The following is an 18,518-nucleotide window of genomic DNA, read 5'->3' on the forward strand; positions in this document are numbered from 1 at the left end:
CCGCATGGCGGCGTATTTCCGGGGGCAATGATGACTGCCATGGCGCGGTCGGACGATTAGGGTAGTGGCACTCATCCGTTAAAAGGACTCGCCATGCACCCTTATTTCTCCCTGCAAGGCCGCACCGCTCTGGTTACCGGCGGCACCCGCGGTATCGGCAAGATGATCGCCAAAGCCTTTCTCGAAGCAGGCGCAACGGTCTACGTCTGCGCCCGTGACGGCGAAGCCTGCGCCCAGACCGCCGCCGAGCTGTCGGCCTTCGGCACCTGTCACGGCATCGCCGCCAACCTGGCCAGCGAGGAAGGCGTGCAGGCCCTGGCCGCGCAGCTGAGCGGCAGCCTCGACCAGCTGGATATTCTGGTCAACAACGCCGGCACCACCTGGGGCGCGCCACTGGAAAGCTACCCGGCCAAGGGCTGGGAGAAGGTCATGCAGCTCAACGTCACGTCGGTGTTCAGCTGCATCCAGCAGTTGCTGCCGCTGCTGCGCAAGGCCGGCAACGCGGCAAGCCCGGCGCGGGTGATCAATATCGGTTCGGTCGCCGGCATTACCTCCCACGGCGAAGACGCCTACGCCTATGGCCCGAGCAAGGCCGCCCTGCATCAGCTGTCGCGCATGCTGGCCCGCGAGCTGGTCGGCCAGCATATCAACGTCAATGTGATCGCCCCCGGGCGCTTCCCGAGCAAGATGACCCAGTTTATCGCCCAGGACGATGCGGCCATGGCCGAAGACTGCGCGCTGATCCCGATGCAGCGCTGGGGCCGCGAGGAAGAAATGGCCGCCCTGGCGATCAGCCTGGCCAGCACCGCTGGGGCCTATATGACCGGCAATATCATTCCCATCGACGGCGGCTTCCACCTCTAGTGGCCTGTGTGGCGAGTTCAATTAGTCAATTTCGGCTCCTGAGGCCCTGATACTGCGTTGCTGCTCCTCGCCTCAGAACCTCAGTCATCCGAACTTGAGTTAACCCACTCGCCGTACAGGCCACTACAGCGCCCACGGGCAGGCCCGACCTTTGGTCGGCCGCCTGCGTCCAGCCAGCGGGCTCTGCTAGCGTTAACTTATCGAGGGGGACAGCTAACAACTTTCGTTTCGTCAGCGGGGGGAAAGAGGTTGGTCATGGCTATCGCCGACTGGCGCATGCAGGGCGTCGAATTCATTGCCTGCAACTGCAACTGGGGCTGCCCCTGTCAATTCAGCGCACCGCCGACCCACGGCAACTGCCAGGCGGTGGCATCGATGCGCATCGAGCGCGGGCACTTCGAACAAGTGGCGCTCGACGGCCTGTGCTGGGCCGCTACCTTTTCCTGGCCGGAGGCCATCCATAAAGGCAATGGCAGCTGCCAGGTGTTTATCGATGAACGTGCCGACGAGGCACAACGCCAAGCCCTGTTGACCATTCTCTCCGGCCAGGAGAGCGAGCCCGGGGTCAACGTGTTCCAGGTATTCAGCAGCACCATGAGCGAGATGTTCGAGCCGCTGTTCGTGCCCATCAGCCTGTCGCTCGACGTCGACCAACGCATCGCCCACCTGGACATTCCAGGCGTGCTGCAGGCCAGCGGCGAACCGATCCGCAGTCCCGTCGACGGCTCACCCCAGCGCGCCCGAATCGCCCTGCCCAATGGCTTCGAGTTCCTCGAGGCGGAAGTGGCCAGCGGCAGCTTCCAGACCCATGCCGCGCTCAAGCTGCAGGCCAAGGACAGCCACAGCCACCTGGCCCATGTGAACTTTACCGGCCATGGCGTAGAGCCCTGAAGGTGAATGGCTTGCAGACCGCCATGGCGAGCAGGCGACTAAGCGGCGAACAGCTGCTGTTCCTTCTCTGCCTGCTCGCGCTGATTGCCCTGGCCTGGCTGGCGCTGCAACGCATGGCCAGCGACATGAGCGGCCCCGGCGGCATGGCCGACGCCGCGATGGCCGGCATGCTCATGCCCTGGAGCCTGGGCGATGCCCTGCTGATGTTCGCCATGTGGGCGGTGATGATGATCGGCATGATGCTGCCCAGCGCCCTGCCCATGCTGCTGCTCTATCAGCAACTGCTGCGCAAGCGCATGCCGACGGCGCGCCGTCACCTGGCCCTGCTGCTGTTCTGCGCCGCCTATGCCCTGGTATGGGTCGGCTTCGCCCTGACCGCCACGGCCCTGCAATGGGCCCTTGAACAACTCGCCCTGCTCAGCCCCGAGATGCGCAGCAGCAGTACCCTGCTGGCGGCCGCCCTGCTGCTGGTGGCAGGTATCTACCAGTGGCTGCCGCACAAGGCGGTCTGCCTGGAACACTGTCGCGGGCCGCTGCACTTTCTCCTCGGCTACTGGCAACCCGGCCCACTCGGTGGCTGGCGCATGGGCCTGGCCCACGGCTTGTATTGCCTGGGCTGCTGCTGGGCGCTGATGGGCCTGCTGTTCGTGGTCGGTGTGATGAACCTGCTATGGGTAGCCCTGCTCGCCGCCTATGTACTGCTGGAGAAGACCCTGCCCCTGGGCCCCTGGCTTGCACGCCTGGGCGGGCTGCTGCTGATCGCCTGGAGCCTGTTGCTGCTGCTCGGCTAGCGACCTGCGCGGCGGCGCGTATTGCGGGTTAAGATGGCCGCCCCGCCCCCATCAGCCGCGCCGCCATGTCCTACTCCGTATCGCCCATCGGCTTTGTCCGCTCCTGCTTCAAGGAGAAGTTCGCCATTCCCCGTCAACCGCAACTCGCCCCGGCGGCCCGTGGTGTACTGGAACTGGTTGCGCCCTTCGATAACGGCGATGCGGTGCAGGGATTGGAGCAGGTCAGCCATGTCTGGCTGCTGTTTCTGTTTCACCAGGCCCTGGAAGACAAGCCGCGGCTAAAGGTGCGTCCGCCGCGCCTGGGCGGCAACCAGTCGGTCGGGGTGTTCAGCACCCGCGCCACTCATCGGCCCAACGGCATCGGCCAGTCGGTGGTCAAGCTGGACAGGGTCGAGCCCGGCAAGCTGTGGCTATCGGGCATCGACCTGCTCGACGGCACCCCGGTGCTGGATATCAAACCCTACGTGCCCTATGCCGACAGCGTGGCCGCGGCCTATAACCGTATCGCCGACAGCGCACCAGCGTTGATTGATGTCAGCTGGCAAGACAGCGCGCTGACCCAGGCCCATAGCCATGGCCAGCGTCTGGGCGAGCCTCTGGCCGAGCTGATCGAACAGTGCCTGGCCCAGGACCCACGCCCGGCCTACCAGCAACCTGTCCCGGAGCGCCGCTATGGCGTGCGCTTCTGGGATGTCGATGTGCACTGGCATTACCCGCAGCCGGGCAGCATCCGTGTGCTGGAAGTCGTGCCGGCCGGCTGATCCAGTTCGTGCCAGTCTGTACGCGCGGATAGGCCAACCAGCAATTTTGTCTTATATTTACAAGAAATATGTATACAAAATAGGACTCTCACCATGCTCGAACGCCCCGGTCGCCTCAATGGTCTGCGCCATATCGCCCTGCTGGTTCCCAATCTGGAAGCCTGTGAACGCTTCTATGTGGATATTCTCGGCATGCAGGTGCTGCACCGCGCCAACGCGGATCTGGTCTACCTGACCTGCGGCAACGACAACCTCTCCCTGGGCCGCGCTTATGCCGACAGCAGCGGCGTGCAGGCGGTGGATCACTATGGCTTCGTCGTCGACAGCATCGAAGAGCTGCACGCCTGGCATGCCTACCTCAAGGAACAGGGCGTGACCCTGCTCGACCGGCCCTTCGCCCATGGCGACGGCGCGCACAGCTTTCACCTGCTCGACCCGGCCGGCAACAAGGTGCAGCCGATCTACCACCCGGCGATCTCCGGACAGCGCTGCAGTTCGCCCGCCCCGCTGTGATCCCTCCGCCCACACAAAAGATTACAACCGCTTACAGCCGGTCGGCACATGACCTATGGTTAACTGTGCCGGCAGCAGGATCCGCCTCTTACCCCAAGGTCCATTCATACAGTCTCAGTGAAGTATGCGCAGACGATGAAACGCACGCCTTTTGTGCCCTCTGGCAACCTTGTCGACCTCCTCCTCGACGCCATCTGCGTAGTCGACAGGAGCGGCCATTTCGTCTTTGTCAGTGCCGCCTGCGAGCGCATCTTCGGCTATAGCGCCGCGGAGATGATCGGTACGCCGATGATCGACATGGTTCACCCGGAGGATCGCGAAAGAACCCTGCAGGCCGCCAGCGAGATCATGGCGGGCGACAGCAAGCCGCGTTTCGAGAACCGCTATATCCGCAAGGACGGTCAGGTCGTGCACATCCTCTGGTCGGCGCGCTGGTCGGAGGACGATCAGCTGCGCATAGCCGTCGCCCACGACATCAGCGAGCGCAAGCGCAGCGAGTCCCTACAGGCGGCGTTGTATGCGATCTCCGAGGCGGTACATGGCAGCCAGGACCTGCCCGGGCTGTTCCAGGAGATACACCGGATCATTGGCCAACTGCTCCCGGCGAGCAATTTCTCGGTGGCGCTCTACGATGAGCAGCATGACCAACTGAACTTCCCCTACCACGTCGACGAACAACAGCCAGCACCGGCCGCGCACAGTCTCGCCGCCCGCACCCTGAGTGCCGAGGTGATACGTAGCGGCCAAACGCTGCTGCGCAATCAGGACAATCTCGACCAGCTGCCCGCACATATCCGCGCCCTCGACTGCACCGCGCTGGACTGGCTCGGTGTGCCGCTCAAGTCGCAAAAGGGGGCCATGGGTGCGCTTATCCTGCAAAGCTACTGCCACAGCGCCCGTTACAGCAAAAACGACAAGGAACTGCTGCAGTTCGTCTCGACTCAGGTGGCATCGGCCATCGAGCGCCTGCAGATGCTCGACCGCCTGCAGTTTATGGCGCAGTACGACCAGCTGACCCGTCTGCCCAACCGCGAGCTGCTGCGCGACCGCCTGCAGATTGCCATGGCCAGGGCGCGGCGCGAGCAGCGCCAGCTGGCCCTGCTGTTTCTCGACCTGGACAAGTTCAAGCTGATCAACGACACCCTCGGCCACGCCATGGGCGACCGGCTGCTGCAACAGGTGGCCCGGCGCATCCAGCAGTGCATACGCGAGGTGGATACCGTCGCCCGCTTTGCCGGGGATGAGTTCGTGGTGCTGCTGGAGGATTTCCATGCCGCCGATCACGCCGTCCAGGTCGCCGAGAAGATCCGCCTGGCACTCAATCACCCCTACGACCTGGAGGGTCAGCCGCAGTGCGTACAGCCAAGCATCGGCATTGCCCTCTATCCGCAACATGCCGCCGATCCCCAGCAGCTGCTGATCCAGGCCGACAATGCCATGTACCTGGCGAAGAGAAACGGCGGCAATCGCTATCAGCTGGGGCAGGAAAAACACCAGGGCTGCAATACGCCGTCATAGTCCGCCGGGGCGGGCCCTGGAGACGCCTAGAAAAAATGCCGCCCACCCTTTCGAGTGAGCGGCATTCGGTTTTTCCCGAGCCTGGCCTACTAGGCTGAACCCTACTTCTCGACGAAGGCGCGCTCGATCAGGTAGTCGCCAGGTTCGCCCATACGCGGCGAAATCTTCAGGCCGAAGCTGTCGAGCACCGCGGCGGTTTCGTCGAGCATGCTCGGGCTGCCGCAGATCATCGCGCGGTCGTCCTGGGGATTGATCGGCGGCAGGCCGATATCGCGGAACAGCTTGCCGCTGCGCATCAGGTCGGTCAGGCGCCCCTGATTCTCGAACTCTTCGCGGGTCACGGTGGGGTAGTAGATCAGCTTGCTCTTCAGGGCATCGCCGAAATATTCGTTCTGCGGCAGATGCTCGGTGATGAACTCGCGGTAGGCCACTTCGTTGACGTAGCGCACGCCGTGCACCAGCACCACCTTCTCGTAACGCTCGTAGGTTTCCGGGTCCTGGATCACGCTCATAAAGGGGGCCAGGCCGGTGCCGGTGCTGAGCAGATAAAGGTGCTTGCCCGGCAGCAGATCGTCGAGCACCAGGGTGCCGGTGGGCTTGCGGCTGACCATCAGCTCGTCGCCCGGCTTGAGATGCTGCAACTGCGAGGTCAGCGGGCCGTCAGGTACCTTGATGCTGAAAAACTCCAGGTGTTCCTCGTAGTTTGGGCTGGCAATCGAATAGGCGCGCATCAGCGGACGGCCATTGTCCTGCTGCAGGCCGATCATCACGAACTGACCGTTCTCGAAACGCAACCCGGTATTGCGAGTGGTCTTGAAGCTGAACAGGGTGTCGTTCCAATGGTGGACGCTGAGTACGCGCTCGACGTTCAGATTGCTCATGCTGGTTCCTCAAGAAGCGCTGGCATAGTTGCGGTTGCGATGGATTCTAGGCGGGCGCACAATATCTGTTAAGTGAATAATCAAGATATAGGTTATCGGTTATATAGATATGCGATTTACCCTCAGACAACTTCAGGTCTTCGTCACCGTTGCCCAGCAGGAAAGCGTGTCCCGTGCGGCCGACGCCCTGGCGCTGTCGCAATCGGCCACCAGTACCTCGCTTAGCGAGCTGGAGCGCCAGTCCGACTGCCAATTGTTCGACCGTGCCGGCAAGCGCCTGAGCCTCAACGCCCTGGGCTTGCAGCTGCTGCCCCAGGCGGTGGCCCTGCTCGACCAGGCCAAGGAAATCGAACGCCTGCTGGGTGGCAAGAGCGGTTTCGGCTCGCTCAACGTGGGAGCCACCCTGACCGTGGGCAACTACCTGGCCACCCTGCTGATCGGCAGCTTTATGCAGCGCCACCCCGAGTGCCGGGTCAAGCTGCAGGTGCACAACACCGCCCATGTGGTGCAGCAGATCGCCCATTACCAACTGGATATGGGCCTGATCGAAGGCGACTGCCAGCATCCGGATATCGAGGTGCAGCCCTGGGTCGAGGACGAGCTGGTGGTGTTTTGCGCCCCCCAGCACCCCCTGGCCCAGCGGGGGCAAGCCAGCCTGGATGAGCTGAGCCGCGAGGCCTGGATTCTGCGCGAACAGGGCTCGGGTACCCGCCTGACCTTCGACCAGGCCATGCGCCATCACCCCGGCAGCCTGAATATCCGCCTGGAACTGGAGCACACCGAGGCGATCAAGCGGGCGGTGGAATCGGGTCTGGGTATTGGCTGTATTTCGCGCCTGGCCCTGCGCGACGCCTTCCGCCGCGGCAGCCTGGTGGCGCTGGAAACCCCGCAACTGGACCTGCGCCGGCAATTCTGGTTTATCTGGCACAAACAGAAGTACCAGACCGCCGCCATGCGCGAATTTATCGAGCTGTGCCGGGCACTGACCGCTGGCGTCGAGCGTAGCGACCAGATCGTCTTGCCGACCATCGCGTAGGGCCGACATGGCGCAGCCTTGTCCTCCACCCTGAACAAACCGCGACCCGGCGCACCCAGCCTATCCCAGCAGGATAATCGCCCACACCGCGGCGATCAGGCCAAGGGCGGTGAACTGGGCGGCGCTGCCCATGTCCTTGGCGTTCTTCGACAACGGATGCAATTCCAGGGAGATGCGGTCAATGGCCGCCTCTACCGCCGAGTTGAGCAGCTCGACGATCAGCGCCAGCAGACAGACCGCCACCAGCAAGGCGCGCTCCACCCGGCTGACATCCAGATAGAAGGCCAGGGGAATCAACAGCAGATTGATCAGCAGCAACTGACGGAACGCCGCCTCCCCGCTGAACGCGGCGCGCAGGCCGGCCAGCGAATAACCGGAAGCGTTGAAGATACGTTTAAGGCCGGTTTGACCCTTGAATGGCGACATCAGATTTTGTCCACAACCGATAAGGGCCGGCAGGCTACGCCAGGCACTGCGCAATAGACACCTCAGCCGGCCGGAATCGACTCCAGTTGCTGCAACAGCAGCGCCGCCTGCGTGCGGGTGCGCACCCCCAGCTTGCGGAAAATCGCCGTGACATGGGCCTTGACCGTGGCCTCCGAAACACTCAGCTCGTAGGCGATCTGCTTGTTCAGCAAACCGTCGCAGACCATGGTCAGTACCCGGAACTGCTGCGGCGTGAGGCTGGCCAGGCCAGCGCTGGCGGCCTTGGCCTCAGCCGACAGGGCAATCGCTTCCTGAGTCTGCTGCGGCCACCAGACCTCACCATCAAGCACCTGACGTACCGCTTGCTGAATGGTTTCCAGGGCACTGGATTTAGGGATAAAGCCGCTGGCCCCGAACTCCCGGGAGCGCGCCACTATGGTCTGATCTTCCTGAGCGGAAACCATCACAACCGGGATATGCGGATATTGCCCGCGCAACAGCACCAGACCAGAAAAACCGTAGGCCCCAGGCATATTGAGGTCGAGCAGGACCAGATCCCAATCGGTCTTCTGCTCCAGGCAGCCTTCCAGCTCGGCGATGCTGGCGGCTTCCACCAGCCGCACATCGGGGCCCAACCCCAGGGTCAGGGCCTGTTGCAGGGCACTGCGAAACAGCGGGTGATCATCGGCAATCAGGATTTCAAAAGCGGCCATGGCAGATCCTGTTCTTGTTATGTGAATACCCATCTAGGGTACTGCTCAGTGCACTGTAGACAATGCATCTTGGCATACGGCGCGGCAGGCAAACCGGACCGGCCCGAATAAAAGCGACCCAGCATGCCGAGCCATGACGGGGTGGTCAAGTTCGGCGCTTTGCGGCACAGTCGACAACTTTGCCGAAGAGCCCCCTGAAATGCCAAGCCACAGCCTACGTGCCGACCTACTGATGTTGCTTACCGCCATGATCTGGGGGTCAGTGTTTGTCGCACAACGCCTGGGCATGGATTCCATCGGCCCGTTCCTCTATAGCGGCCTGCGTTTTGGCCTCGCAGCCCTGATTCTGCTGCCGGTTCTGCATCTGCTGCAAGGCCGGGCGCAGAGCACGCCCCTGCCGGCGGTCAATCGCCAGCTGCTGCTGGGCGGTATCCTCATGGGCCTGGCCCTGGCGCTGGGAATCAACCTGCAACAGGTCGGCCTGCTATTCACCAGCGTGACCAACTCCGGCTTTATCACCGGTCTATACGTGATCATCGTGCCGCTGCTGGGCCTGTTTATCGGCCACAGGAGCGGTATGGGCATCTGGCTCGGAGCCACCCTGGCGGTGCTGGGCATGTTTCTGCTCAGCGTCGGTGAAGGGTTCCAGGTGGCCTCCGGCGACTGGCTGCAACTGGCCGGTGCCTTTGTCTGGGCCGTGCATGTACTGCTGGTGGGTTTCTTCGCCAGCCGCCACGATCCGCTGCGCCTGGCCGTGATCCAGTTCATTACCTGTGCACTGATCAGCCTGGCTCTGGCGCTGCTGTTCGAAGAGATTCAACTACAGGCCATCATCGTCGCCGGGCCGGCGATTCTCTACGGCGGCATTCTCGGTGTGGCCATCGGCTTTACCCTGCAGGTGGTGGCGCAGAAGGACGCGATTGCCTCCCATGCGGCCATCATCTTCTCCCTGGAGGCGGTGTTTGCCGCCATAGCCGGAGCCTGGTTCCTCGGCGAAACCCTGGAGCTGCGCGGCTACCTGGGTTGCGTACTGATGCTTGCCGGCATGCTGCTGGCCCAGCTCTGGCCGCGCCAGCTGGTCCAGCCGGCACGCTAGCCTCAGCCCCGGCGCGATTGCTGCCGCGCTACAAAAACGCCTGCAGGCGCTGATGCAGGGAGTCGCCCAGATCGACCGCGCGCGGTGCCTTGGCCGCCAGGTAATGCTGACTGAATACATCCAGATAGGCGTTCAGCCCGTCCGCAGCATGCTGGTCGCCGGCCAGCTCCAGGCACAACGCCGCCACTTCGGCAGTGCACAGGTGATCGTCGCGGGTCGAGCGACGCAGGCGATAGCGCGACAGCTGTTCGGGCTGCAGGCTGAGTACCGGCAGGCTGTCGAGGTAGGGGCTCTTGCGAAACATCTTGCGCGCCTCGGTCCAGGTGGCGTCGAGCAGCACAAACAGCGGGCGCTTGCCTGCGACGGGGCGCACCTCGCTGACCACTCGTTCGGGCGCGACGTACTCGCCCGGAAACACCAGATAAGGCTGCCATTGCGGATCATTCAGCAGCGCCGGCAGCGCCGCATCGACATCGACCCGCGACCAGCCGAAGGCGCTGGTGTCCGCCACCACGTCGGCGATCAGCCAGCCGGTATTGCTCGGTTTGAGCGCTTCGACATCGTGCATCAGCAGGCACATGGCCGACTGCGCGGTGACCCGCGGCTTCCAGGCGCACAGACAATGACTCTCGGCCAGTCGGCAGGCCGGACAGCGCAGCGAGCGACTGCCGCGGGCGAGGAAGGGTTTCACGCTGCGGGCAATACGCGCATCACGCAAACGGGCAACGGCATGGCTCATTGGCCAGCCAACGTACAGTAGGGGGAAAGATGCATGTTCGGTCCTGGGTCGGCAAGCGCGGCAGTTTAACAAGGGCGCGGCCAACAGCGTACGCCCGCGAGCGCCGTAAGGAGTAAGATAACGCGCACTGAACCTTGGCAGGCACCCACCTGTCGAAGGAGCGAACCGACTTAGGAGTAACCCATGCTGCGTTTGACTGCCCTGACCCTGGCCCTGAGCCTGCCCCTCTTCGCCCAGGCCGCCTCGCTGAAGGATTACGAGCTGAGCCAGATGCTCGAGAAAGTGGCGCGCGAGAGCAGCGTGGGCACCCCTCGGGCGATCAACGAAGACATTCTCGACCAGGGCTATAGCGTCAACGGCAAGGAACTGGTCAACCACCTCAGCGTACGCGCCGAACATGCCGGGCAGATGCGCGGCAACCCTGACGTCGTACGGGCGCAACTGGCCAACAGCGTCTGCCGCAACCAGGGTTATCGCCAGTTGCTGGCACGCGGCGCAGCCCTGCGCTACGAGTTCAGCGAATACAAGAGCAACCGACCGGTCACGGTCGAGCGCTTTACCAAGTCCGACTGCGGTCTGTAGTAAGCATCAGGGGCCGCCCTTGCGCGCCCGCCGCTGCTGACCATCGGCACGCAGATCCGCCAGCAGCGCCGTCATATAGTGCGACCGGCGCGCCTCGCCGGCCAAACGCCGTAGACACTCCTCTTCCAGACTCAGCCGATTGCCCTGCCCCTCCCTTCCAGGCTGTACGGCGATTACCGCACAGCCGTCGTACTAGCGCAGGCAGCGCGGGTCGCCCCTACCCTGCACCGCAGCCGCCTCGTCGGCAGCAAGAAAATCACCAAGGGGGCGGTTCAGCAACCCGCCAACCGCTTGCAGCACATGAGCCCAGCTGGCGCTATTGGCGAACAGCATGCCGGCCTCATCCAGGGTGCCGCCGCGGTTACGGTAGCCAAGCACCGCATTGCGCGGCCCGTCGCCGAGAATCGGCCACAGATGCCCCCGCGCCACCTCCGGACGCATATGGGTCAGCAGCACCCGGTACGGGCAACTGGCCGGGAACAGGCGTTCGCTCACCTCGCGGGGTGCCAGTGCGGCCTGCTCCCAGCGGTCACGCGGGGCACGGAAGCGCCCCGGTTCCTGCAAGTAAATCAGACGCCAGGCACAACCCGCGGCGCTCAGACGAGCGGCGGCGCGCTGCATCTCAGCCAACTGGTAACTGCCGCTGGCGATCAGCAGCAAGGGCTGCTCACCCTGCTGTTCGGCCAGCACAATGGCCCCGTCCTGCGCCAGTTGCTCGGCCTGTTCGCGGCTGAATACAGCCGGCCGTTCGCGTTTGGCAATCACCATGCAGGCCAGCTGGCCGCGGGCCTGGTAGATGCCCGGCAGCAGCGCCAGTACCGTGTTGTGATCGGCGGGGAACAGCACCCGAACCATATCGCTCATCTCACCGAGCAGGGCCTCGCAGAAGGTGGTGTCCTGGTGAGACTGCTGATTCTTGCCGTTTTCCCAGGTGTGCGAAGTGGCCACCAGCGGCCAGCCCAGCCAGCCGGCAGGTCGCCCGACCTCCTTCTGCTGCCGGGCGAAAATGATCCGCTGGCGCACCGCACCGAGCATCTTCACGCAGAAGGCCTCGTAGCTGGCCACCAGATTCAGGCCGCCCTGGTTGGCCAGACAGGCGGAAACCACGGCCTCCTCGTTCAGGGCGGTAATGATTGCGCCATCCAGCGCCTCCAGCTCGCTCTCCGGCGCGGTAACCCGGTGTTTGAGCGCCTTGAGCACGCCACCCAGGCGATTGCTGGCCAGCTCGTCGGGGTTGCCGACCCGGGGCCGCAACTGCGGATTGGCCTGCACCAGATCGACGAAGAAGCGATCCAGCGCCGACATCGGCGAACAGGCCGTATCGTGATATTGCAACGTGGGCAGTTGCGCCAGCGACGGCCGACACTGCGCCAGCGGATTATCCCGTTCCAGCGGACGAGAACCTCGGGCCGCAAAGAGCGCACAGGCATCAGCCAGCTCATCGGCGGCCACCCAGAGCTGCGCCGCATGCTGATTGAACAACTCGCGGGCAGCCGCATCGGTATGCGGGTTGGCCGGCAATGGCAGGTTATGCGCGGCATTGCTGCCCGCGCCGTAGAAGCCGAAGCCCTTGAGCGTTTCGGCGATGCCGTAGGGCACCGGCAGCGGGTAGCTCAGCACGCCATCGCGCAGCTCCTGCACTCGATGACTCAGGCGCTGCTCCATCTCCCACAGTGCGCAGACAAAGGCGGCCGGATCGCGGCCATCGAAACTCATAGGATCAAAGCCGCAATGACGCAGGTGCTCGCGGAAGTTTTCCAGCCCTGCGGGGGTCGCCAGCTCGGTGCGCTGCTCGATACGCCGACCATTGGCGATCATCAGCGGCAAGGCCACGCCGCAGTCTTCGGCGCGCCACCAGCGCGGCATCCAGTCACTGCCACGCTGCTCCTCGGCCGCACCATCGGAGAGGAAGGCCACCAGCTTCTCGCCCGGTAGCGGCAGATGGGCGTACTGCAATTCGGCAAAGCCCAGGTAACCGCCCTCGGCGATACCGCCGGCAGTGTGCGCGTTGACGTGGCTACCCAGTGGCACATCGACCTGACCTTCGGCGTTTTGCCCATAGCTGTAGAAATCCGCCACCAACTGGCTCATGCCGGCTTCGCTGCAGGGGTAGCGTTCAGCCTGCTCCGGGTGCTGGTTGACAACCAGCAGATTGAGCGCCTCGATGGCCGCCACGCAGTGCCCCTGCCCCATCAGCCAACCGCGGGTCTCCCCTGTCAGGCTGTTCAGCGCCAGATAGCCGGCATAGGCCGGCACCATATTAAGCGCACCGCCGGTGTGCCCCTCGGGCACCTGCTTGAAATCCGCCGCTGCCAGGGCCTTACCATCGAGGCGTACACGCTGGGCGTAGGTCATATGCACCACCAGCCACAGCCCTGCCGCGGTCAGCCGATCGAGCGCACGCAAATGCCGATAGACACAGGCCAGATCGGGTTGCACGCCGGCCTGCACAAGCTGTTGGGCCATTCTGTAGACCGCAGCGCAGGTCTGCGGGCTATGCTGCAAAGGACCATAGCCGCGCTGCCAATCCGCGTAGGCGGGCTCGCTGCGCGCATGCTCGGCAAGCTCGTGGGCACTCGGAAATAGCTGGGTCATATCTGTGCTCCGATGATTTGCAACAAGTCTAGAGCGAGGGATCGGGACGGATGCTGACCTGTATCAAAACACCCACCCAGCTCATACGACAGCCTTGGAACTGAATAACTCAACTTAAAAAAGGAATGATCTTATGGCCCTGCTCAACTTCCTCGGTGCCATTCAGCAGGTGACTGGCTCCTCCTACCTGATCGAAAGCCGAGACGGGGCCAAGGTGCTGCTGGACTGCGGCATGCGCCAAGGCCGCCGCGAAGAGGAAGAAGGCAACCGCGCAGCCTTTGCCTTCGACCCTCTCAGCCTGGACGCCGTGGTGATTTCCCACGCCCATATCGACCATACCGGGCTGCTGCCCAAACTGGTGGCCGCCGGCTACCGCGGACCGATCTTCGCCACCGACGCCAGCTGTGAGCTGATGGAACTGATGCTGCTGGATGCCGCGTTTCTCCAGGAGAAAGACGCCGAATGGGAGAACAAATGGCGAGCTCGCATGGGCAGAGCACCGATCAGCCCGCTCTACACCACCGCCGATGCCGAGCAGACCCTGCGTCAGCGCCAGGCGGTGGCCTATGGCGCAACGCGGGAAGTGGCCAAGGGCGTGCAGGTAACCTTCCACGATGCCGGGCATATCCTCGGCTCGGCGATTGTCGAACTCGAGGTGCAGGATCACCACCTGACCCGCCACCTGGTATTTTCCGGCGACCTGGGCAATACCTGCTCACCGCTGATGCATGACCCGGCCATTCTCAAGCGCGCCGACGTGGTGCTGCTCGAGTCCACCTATGGCGACCGCGACCACCGTTGCAGCAGCGACACCCTCGACGAACTGGCGGAGATTCTGCAGCAGGCCCATCGCGATGGTGGCAATGTGCTGATCCCCTCCTTTGCCGTGGGCCGCACCCAGGACCTGATCTACTACCTGGGCCGCTTCTATCAGGAAGGCCGCCTGCCTCAACAGGCGGTCTTTCTCGACAGCCCCATGGCCATCCGGGCCAATGCCATCTATTCGCGCTTCCAGGACCAGTTCGCCCCCGAGGATCGCGCGTTGCTGACGGCCAAAGGGGTCAAGCGCATCGAAGACTGGCTGCCCATACTGCGCTGCACGCCGACCCCGGAAGAGTCGATGTCAATCAACCGGATCAAGAGCGGTGCGATCATCATTGCCGGCAGCGGCATGTGCACCGGCGGGCGCATCGTCCATCACTTCAAGCACAACCTCTGGCGCGACGATTGCCACCTGATCTTTCCCGGTTTCCAGGCCAAAGGCACCCTGGGCCGCAACATCGTCGACGGTGCCGAGAACGTCAAAGTGCTGCATCAGCGCATCGCGGTAAAAGCCAAGATCCATACCCTCGGGGGCTTCTCAGCCCATGCCGGACAGTCGCAGCTGATCGACTGGGTCAGCCACTTCGAACACCACCCGGAGCTGTATCTGGTACATGGTGAACTGGAAAAAATGCAGGCCTTGCAACAGGCCCTGCGTGAACGCCTGAACTGGATCGCCAATATCCCGGAACCGGGCGAACAGATTGCTCTGTGACCCTCGACGGGCGAGCAGACCGTGGTCACACAAAGGGCGGCAATAGGTAGGCGCAGGCTACTTTTGCCGCTCAAATCGGCTGCGGCGAGCCATACTTGCAGGCAAGGTCGAGTCATGCGGGGAGTGTCATGCCCGACCTGTAATGACAAAGGAGACGTTGTATGCCTTATGAATCGGAAGACTATCTGTCCCGGCATTTTCAGATAAGCAGCATCGACCTGAACAGCAAAGTGGCAGAGCTTGCTCAGTTGGCGACACCACCCGACAGCCCCAACCTGACCCTGTATCAGGAAATGATCACCACCATAACCCGCATGGCCCAGGCCGACCGCAACCGCTGGGACGCCAAGATCATGCTGCAGACCCTGCGCGAAATGGAGCATGCCTTCAGCACGTTGGAACAGTTCAAACGCCGGCGCAAGGTCACAGTGTTCGGCTCGGCGCGCACCCCTCGCGAGCATCCGGTTTACCTCCTGGCGCGGGAGCTGGGGGCAACCCTGGCCAAGCATGATCTGATGGTGGTCACCGGAGCAGGCGGCGGCATCATGGCCGCAGCCCACGAAGGCGCGGGGCTGGAAAACAGCCTGGGATTCAACATCACCCTGCCTTTCGAGCAAGGTGCCAACGCCACCGTACAGGGCACCGGCAACCTGCTGTCGTTCCACTTCTTTTTCTTGCGCAAGCTGTTCTTCGTCAAGGAAGCCGATGGTCTGGTGCTCTGCCCCGGCGGCTTCGGCACCCTGGATGAAGCACTGGAGGTTCTGACCCTGATCCAGACCGGCAAGAGCCCCCTGGTCCCCGTGGTACTGCTTGACCAGCCAGGCGGCACCTTCTGGAGGAGTGCCATGGAATTTATCGCCGAACAACTGCAGGGCAACGGCTATATTCTGGCCAGCGACATGCGCCTAGTGCGCCTAGTCCATAGCGCCGAAGAAGCCGCGCAAGAGATCGCCCAGTTCTATAGCAACTACCACTCCAGCCGCTGGCTCAAGGAACGCTTCGTTATCCGCCTCAACCATGGGCTGAGCGAGGCGGCCATGTTGCAACTGAACAACGAGTTCCGCGACCTGTGCAAAGACGGCGACTTCCAGCAGCAGGCCTACTGCGACTCGGAACGCGATGAACCCGAGCTCTGCCACCTGACGCGCCTGGCCTTCAATTTCAATGGTCGCGATCATGGCCGCTTGCGTGAACTGCTCGACCTGATCAACCAACCACAGCACTGGCTAGCAGACCGATAAAAAGACGATAGGGCCGTCAGGTATTGCATGAGTCCTACTGATCGGACTAGCCACAAGCCCAACTGATCGCTGCAACCTGCTGTAGGGTGCGCCATGCGCACAGCGAGCCCACAGCCTAGGGAGGGCAAGACGCGCACTTAAGCCGGACGGCCAAAACTAGTCGTCCAGCGCCCCGCGCAGCAAGCGTCCGATCAAATCCAGCGGATAACCACGGTAGCTGAGAAAGCGTCCCTGGCGGGCCCGCTCCCTTGCATCGGTGGGCAACTCACCGGCGAACTTGCGTCGCCAGGTGTCTTCCAGTTGCTCACGCCAGTCGATGCCGCTATCGCGCAAGGCCTGTTCGATATCACTGCGCGCCAGGCCGCGCTGGGTCAGCTCTTCGCGAATACGCAACGGCCCATAGCCGGCGCGCGCACGGTAGCTGACAAAGGCCTCCAGATAGCGCGTCTCAGAGAGCAAGCCTTCTTCTGCCAGGCGATCGAGAGCGGCTTCGATCAACTCATCGGCAGCCCCACGACTGCGCAACTTGCGGGTCAACTCGACCCGGCCATGTTCACGCCGCGCCAGCAGATCCATGGCCGCCCGCCGCACCGCGACGGGGTTATCCAGAGCAACGGACATAGGCAGGCGGATCAGGCGTCGGCGTCGGCCAGGTCATCGGCCGTGGAGTTGGCCTTGACCGTCGGGCTGACCACCAGCAGTTTCTCGCGAATCAGGCCTTCGACGGTACGCGCCACTTCCGGGTTGTCTTCCAGGTACTTGGCCGAGTTGGCCTTGCCCTGACCGATCTTGTTGCCCTGGTAGCTGTACCAGGCACCGGATTTCTCCAGCAGACCGAGCTGCACACCCAGGTCGATGATCTCGCCGTTACGGTAGATGCCCTTGCCGTAAAGAATCTGGAACTCGGCCTGACGGAACGGCGGGGCCACCTTGTTCTTCACGACTTTGACGCGGGTTTCGCTGCCAACCACTTCGTCGCCTTCCTTCACCGCACCGGTACGGCGGATGTCCAGGCGTACCGAAGCGTAGAACTTCAGCGCGTTACCACCGGTGGTGGTTTCCGGGCTGCCGAACATAACGCCGATCTTCATGCGGATCTGGTTAATGAAAATAACCAGGCAGTTGGCGTTCTTGATGTTGCCGGTGATCTTGCGCAGCGCCTGGCTCATCAGACGGGCCTGCAGACCCACGTGCATGTCGCCCATTTCGCCTTCGATTTCCGCCTTCGGCACCAGGGCCGCCACGGAGTCGATCACGATCACGTCGATGGCGTTGGAGCGCACCAGCATGTCGGTGATTTCCAGAGCCTGTTCGCCGGTATCCGGCTGCGACACCAGCAGGTCGTCAACGTTGACGCCCAGCTTGCCAGCGTACTCAGGGTCGAGCGCATGCTCGGCATCGACGAAGGCGCAGGTGGCACCGAGCTTCTGGGCCTCGGCAATCACCGACAGGGTCAGGGTGGTTTTACCGGAAGACTCAGGGCCGTAGATCTCGACGATACGGCCTTTCGGCAGACCGCCAATGCCCAGGGCGATGTCCAGGCCCAGCGAACCGGTGGAGATGGCCGGAATCGCCTGGCGATCATGATCGCCCATGCGCATGACCGCACCTTTGCCGAATTGCTTTTCAATCTGGCCCAGGGCTGCCGCCAAGGCGCGCTTCTTATTCTCGTCCATTTAAGTCCTCACGTAATCAAGAAGGGCCAGCTAGCGGCCACCAACAACTGTATAAGTAGACAGTATTATTCCACAGGGCAAGTCGCCCGCCTACCCCGCGTTTGGATTTTCTTGCGCAAGCAGGCGCAACAGCCCAGCCAGCGCGGCCTCAACCGTTTGTCGGCGAACTTCGCTGCGGTCCCCGGCAAACTGCCGGCGTGCACTGAATAGCTGCGCACCATCACCCCAGGCCAGCCAGACCGTGCCCACCGGTTTCTCCGGCGAACCGCCATCCGGCCCGGCCACCCCGCTGACTGCCACTGCAAAGCGCGCTCCACTATTGGCCTGGGCACCACGAACCATGGCCTCGACCACCTCCTGACTTACCGCGCCAACCGTGGCGAACAGCGCCTCGGGCACGCCCAGCTGCTTAGTCTTCTGCCTGTTGGAGTAGGTGACGTACCCAGCTTCAAACCAGGCCGAGCTGCCGGGAATGCGGGTAATCGCCTCGGCAATACCGCCGCCGGTGCAGGATTCGGCGGTGGTCACCTGGGCCTTGGCGGCAATCAGCTGTGCGCCCAGTTCGGCAGCCAGCTGGGTCAGGGCATATTCATTAGCAGTCATCTGCACTCCGGGGTTAAAGCCAGCCAGGTCGATACCGTACACTAGGCGCTTTTGC

General features: G+C 63.1%; 19 protein-coding genes. 11 read left to right on the forward strand and 8 right to left on the reverse strand.

Annotated features, from left to right (window positions below):
- Positions 1-93 precede the first annotated feature (93 nt).
- From WMW70_RS07020 to WMW70_RS07045, 6 genes are all read left to right on the forward strand, one after another.
- Positions 94-864: an SDR family oxidoreductase gene (locus tag WMW70_RS07020; RefSeq protein WP_341436803.1), complete on the forward strand. Its 771-nt coding sequence runs from the start codon at positions 94-96 to the stop codon at positions 862-864.
- A 255-nt stretch (positions 865-1,119) separates the two neighbouring features.
- On the forward strand, positions 1,120-1,755 hold the full coding sequence (locus WMW70_RS07025; protein WP_341436804.1) for a DUF1326 domain-containing protein: 636 nt from the start codon (positions 1,120-1,122) through the stop codon (positions 1,753-1,755).
- 2 nt (positions 1,756-1,757) lie between these two features.
- Positions 1,758-2,546 (forward strand): DUF2182 domain-containing protein, encoded by a 789-nt coding sequence (locus WMW70_RS07030; protein WP_341436805.1) that lies wholly within the window; start codon positions 1,758-1,760, stop codon positions 2,544-2,546.
- A gap of 65 nt (positions 2,547-2,611) precedes the next feature.
- Complete coding sequence (gene tsaA, locus WMW70_RS07035) at positions 2,612-3,307, forward strand: tRNA (N6-threonylcarbamoyladenosine(37)-N6)-methyltransferase TrmO (RefSeq protein ID WP_341436806.1); 696 nt, start codon at positions 2,612-2,614, stop codon at positions 3,305-3,307.
- A gap of 93 nt (positions 3,308-3,400) precedes the next feature.
- The gene (locus tag WMW70_RS07040) at positions 3,401-3,820 is read left to right on the forward strand and encodes a VOC family protein (RefSeq protein WP_341436807.1); all 420 of its coding nucleotides are present in this window, start codon (positions 3,401-3,403) and stop codon (positions 3,818-3,820) included.
- A gap of 135 nt (positions 3,821-3,955) precedes the next feature.
- On the forward strand, positions 3,956-5,338 hold the full coding sequence (locus tag WMW70_RS07045) for a diguanylate cyclase domain-containing protein (protein WP_341436808.1): 1,383 nt from the start codon (positions 3,956-3,958) through the stop codon (positions 5,336-5,338).
- Between the two features lie 101 nt (positions 5,339-5,439).
- Here the strand turns inward: WMW70_RS07045 and fpr are convergent, their stop codons facing one another.
- Positions 5,440-6,219, reverse strand: a complete 780-nt coding sequence (gene fpr, locus WMW70_RS07050; protein WP_341436809.1) for a ferredoxin-NADP reductase — start codon at positions 6,217-6,219, stop codon at positions 5,440-5,442.
- A 109-nt stretch (positions 6,220-6,328) separates the two neighbouring features.
- On the opposite strand from fpr, the gene WMW70_RS07055 reads away from it, so the two are divergent.
- On the forward strand, positions 6,329-7,255 hold the full coding sequence (locus WMW70_RS07055; RefSeq protein ID WP_325504456.1) for a LysR family transcriptional regulator: 927 nt from the start codon (positions 6,329-6,331) through the stop codon (positions 7,253-7,255).
- A 60-nt stretch (positions 7,256-7,315) separates the two neighbouring features.
- Here the strand turns inward: WMW70_RS07055 and WMW70_RS07060 are convergent, their stop codons facing one another.
- Positions 7,316-7,681 carry a diacylglycerol kinase gene (locus WMW70_RS07060; RefSeq protein ID WP_341436810.1) on the reverse strand — a complete coding sequence of 122 codons (366 nt, stop codon included), beginning with the start codon at positions 7,679-7,681 and terminating at the stop codon, positions 7,316-7,318.
- A 62-nt stretch (positions 7,682-7,743) separates the two neighbouring features.
- Positions 7,744-8,394, reverse strand: a complete 651-nt coding sequence (gene erdR, locus WMW70_RS07065) for a response regulator transcription factor ErdR (protein WP_341436811.1) — start codon at positions 8,392-8,394, stop codon at positions 7,744-7,746.
- 199 nt (positions 8,395-8,593) lie between these two features.
- Between erdR and WMW70_RS07070 the strand changes: the two genes are divergently transcribed.
- A complete protein-coding gene (locus tag WMW70_RS07070; protein WP_341436812.1) occupies positions 8,594-9,490 on the forward strand; it encodes a DMT family transporter in 897 nt (298 codons plus the stop codon).
- Between the two features lie 28 nt (positions 9,491-9,518).
- On the opposite strand, the gene WMW70_RS07075 is transcribed toward WMW70_RS07070, so the two are convergent.
- Complete coding sequence (locus WMW70_RS07075) at positions 9,519-10,229, reverse strand: tRNA-uridine aminocarboxypropyltransferase (RefSeq protein WP_341436813.1); 711 nt, start codon at positions 10,227-10,229, stop codon at positions 9,519-9,521.
- A 183-nt stretch (positions 10,230-10,412) separates the two neighbouring features.
- Between WMW70_RS07075 and WMW70_RS07080 the strand changes: the two genes are divergently transcribed.
- Positions 10,413-10,811 carry a quorum-sensing-regulated virulence factor family protein gene (locus tag WMW70_RS07080; protein ID WP_341436814.1) on the forward strand — a complete coding sequence of 133 codons (399 nt, stop codon included), beginning with the start codon at positions 10,413-10,415 and terminating at the stop codon, positions 10,809-10,811.
- 192 nt (positions 10,812-11,003) lie between these two features.
- On the opposite strand, the gene WMW70_RS07085 is transcribed toward WMW70_RS07080, so the two are convergent.
- On the reverse strand, positions 11,004-13,406 hold the full coding sequence (locus WMW70_RS07085) for a xylulose 5-phosphate 3-epimerase (RefSeq protein ID WP_341436815.1): 2,403 nt from the start codon (positions 13,404-13,406) through the stop codon (positions 11,004-11,006).
- Between the two features lie 133 nt (positions 13,407-13,539).
- Here WMW70_RS07085 and WMW70_RS07090 point away from each other — a divergent pair, with 133 nt between their 5' ends.
- Together WMW70_RS07090 and WMW70_RS07095 are read left to right on the forward strand one after the other, a co-directional pair.
- A complete protein-coding gene (locus WMW70_RS07090; protein WP_341436816.1) occupies positions 13,540-14,943 on the forward strand; it encodes an MBL fold metallo-hydrolase in 1,404 nt (467 codons plus the stop codon).
- A gap of 161 nt (positions 14,944-15,104) precedes the next feature.
- Positions 15,105-16,184, forward strand: coding sequence for an LOG family protein (locus WMW70_RS07095; protein WP_341436817.1), 1,080 nt, complete (start codon positions 15,105-15,107; stop codon positions 16,182-16,184).
- Positions 16,185-16,340: 156 nt separating this feature from the next.
- Here WMW70_RS07095 and recX read toward each other — a convergent pair whose 3' ends face one another.
- From recX to WMW70_RS07110, 3 genes are all read right to left on the reverse strand, one after another.
- Positions 16,341-16,805, reverse strand: coding sequence for a recombination regulator RecX (gene recX, locus WMW70_RS07100; RefSeq protein ID WP_341436818.1), 465 nt, complete (start codon positions 16,803-16,805; stop codon positions 16,341-16,343).
- Between the two features lie 11 nt (positions 16,806-16,816).
- Positions 16,817-17,860, reverse strand: coding sequence for a recombinase RecA (gene recA, locus WMW70_RS07105; protein WP_341436819.1), 1,044 nt, complete (start codon positions 17,858-17,860; stop codon positions 16,817-16,819).
- A 90-nt stretch (positions 17,861-17,950) separates the two neighbouring features.
- A complete protein-coding gene (locus tag WMW70_RS07110) occupies positions 17,951-18,463 on the reverse strand; it encodes a CinA family protein (protein WP_341436821.1) in 513 nt (170 codons plus the stop codon).
- Positions 18,464-18,518: the final 55 nt, after the last annotated feature.

This window comes from Pseudomonas sp. XK-1 (assembly GCF_038069885.1).
In the GTDB taxonomy this organism is placed as follows: domain Bacteria; phylum Pseudomonadota; class Gammaproteobacteria; order Pseudomonadales; family Pseudomonadaceae; genus Aquipseudomonas.

Excerpts from the sequence above, each read along its gene's own strand:
- WMW70_RS07055 (WP_325504456.1), top strand. The coding sequence starts at position 6,329 with ATGCGATTTACCCTCAGACAACTTCAGGTCTTCGTCACCGTTGCCCAG.
- recA (WP_341436819.1), bottom strand. The coding sequence starts at position 17,860 with ATGGACGAGAATAAGAAGCGCGCCTTGGCGGCAGCCCTGGGCCAGATT.
- WMW70_RS07020 (WP_341436803.1), top strand. The coding sequence starts at position 94 with ATGCACCCTTATTTCTCCCTGCAAGGCCGCACCGCTCTGGTTACCGGC.
- WMW70_RS07060 (WP_341436810.1), bottom strand. The coding sequence starts at position 7,681 with ATGTCGCCATTCAAGGGTCAAACCGGCCTTAAACGTATCTTCAACGCT.
- WMW70_RS07075 (WP_341436813.1), bottom strand. The coding sequence starts at position 10,229 with ATGAGCCATGCCGTTGCCCGTTTGCGTGATGCGCGTATTGCCCGCAGC.
- WMW70_RS07025 (WP_341436804.1), top strand. The coding sequence starts at position 1,120 with ATGGCTATCGCCGACTGGCGCATGCAGGGCGTCGAATTCATTGCCTGC.
- WMW70_RS07110 (WP_341436821.1), bottom strand. The coding sequence starts at position 18,463 with ATGACTGCTAATGAATATGCCCTGACCCAGCTGGCTGCCGAACTGGGC.
- erdR (WP_341436811.1), bottom strand. The coding sequence starts at position 8,394 with ATGGCCGCTTTTGAAATCCTGATTGCCGATGATCACCCGCTGTTTCGC.
- WMW70_RS07080 (WP_341436814.1), top strand. The coding sequence starts at position 10,413 with ATGCTGCGTTTGACTGCCCTGACCCTGGCCCTGAGCCTGCCCCTCTTC.
- recX (WP_341436818.1), bottom strand. The coding sequence starts at position 16,805 with ATGTCCGTTGCTCTGGATAACCCCGTCGCGGTGCGGCGGGCGGCCATG.
- WMW70_RS07070 (WP_341436812.1), top strand. The coding sequence starts at position 8,594 with ATGCCAAGCCACAGCCTACGTGCCGACCTACTGATGTTGCTTACCGCC.
- WMW70_RS07095 (WP_341436817.1), top strand. The coding sequence starts at position 15,105 with ATGCCTTATGAATCGGAAGACTATCTGTCCCGGCATTTTCAGATAAGC.
- tsaA (WP_341436806.1), top strand. The coding sequence starts at position 2,612 with ATGTCCTACTCCGTATCGCCCATCGGCTTTGTCCGCTCCTGCTTCAAG.
- WMW70_RS07085 (WP_341436815.1), bottom strand. The coding sequence starts at position 13,406 with ATGACCCAGCTATTTCCGAGTGCCCACGAGCTTGCCGAGCATGCGCGC.
- WMW70_RS07045 (WP_341436808.1), top strand. The coding sequence starts at position 3,956 with ATGAAACGCACGCCTTTTGTGCCCTCTGGCAACCTTGTCGACCTCCTC.
- fpr (WP_341436809.1), bottom strand. The coding sequence starts at position 6,219 with ATGAGCAATCTGAACGTCGAGCGCGTACTCAGCGTCCACCATTGGAAC.
- WMW70_RS07040 (WP_341436807.1), top strand. The coding sequence starts at position 3,401 with ATGCTCGAACGCCCCGGTCGCCTCAATGGTCTGCGCCATATCGCCCTG.
- WMW70_RS07090 (WP_341436816.1), top strand. The coding sequence starts at position 13,540 with ATGGCCCTGCTCAACTTCCTCGGTGCCATTCAGCAGGTGACTGGCTCC.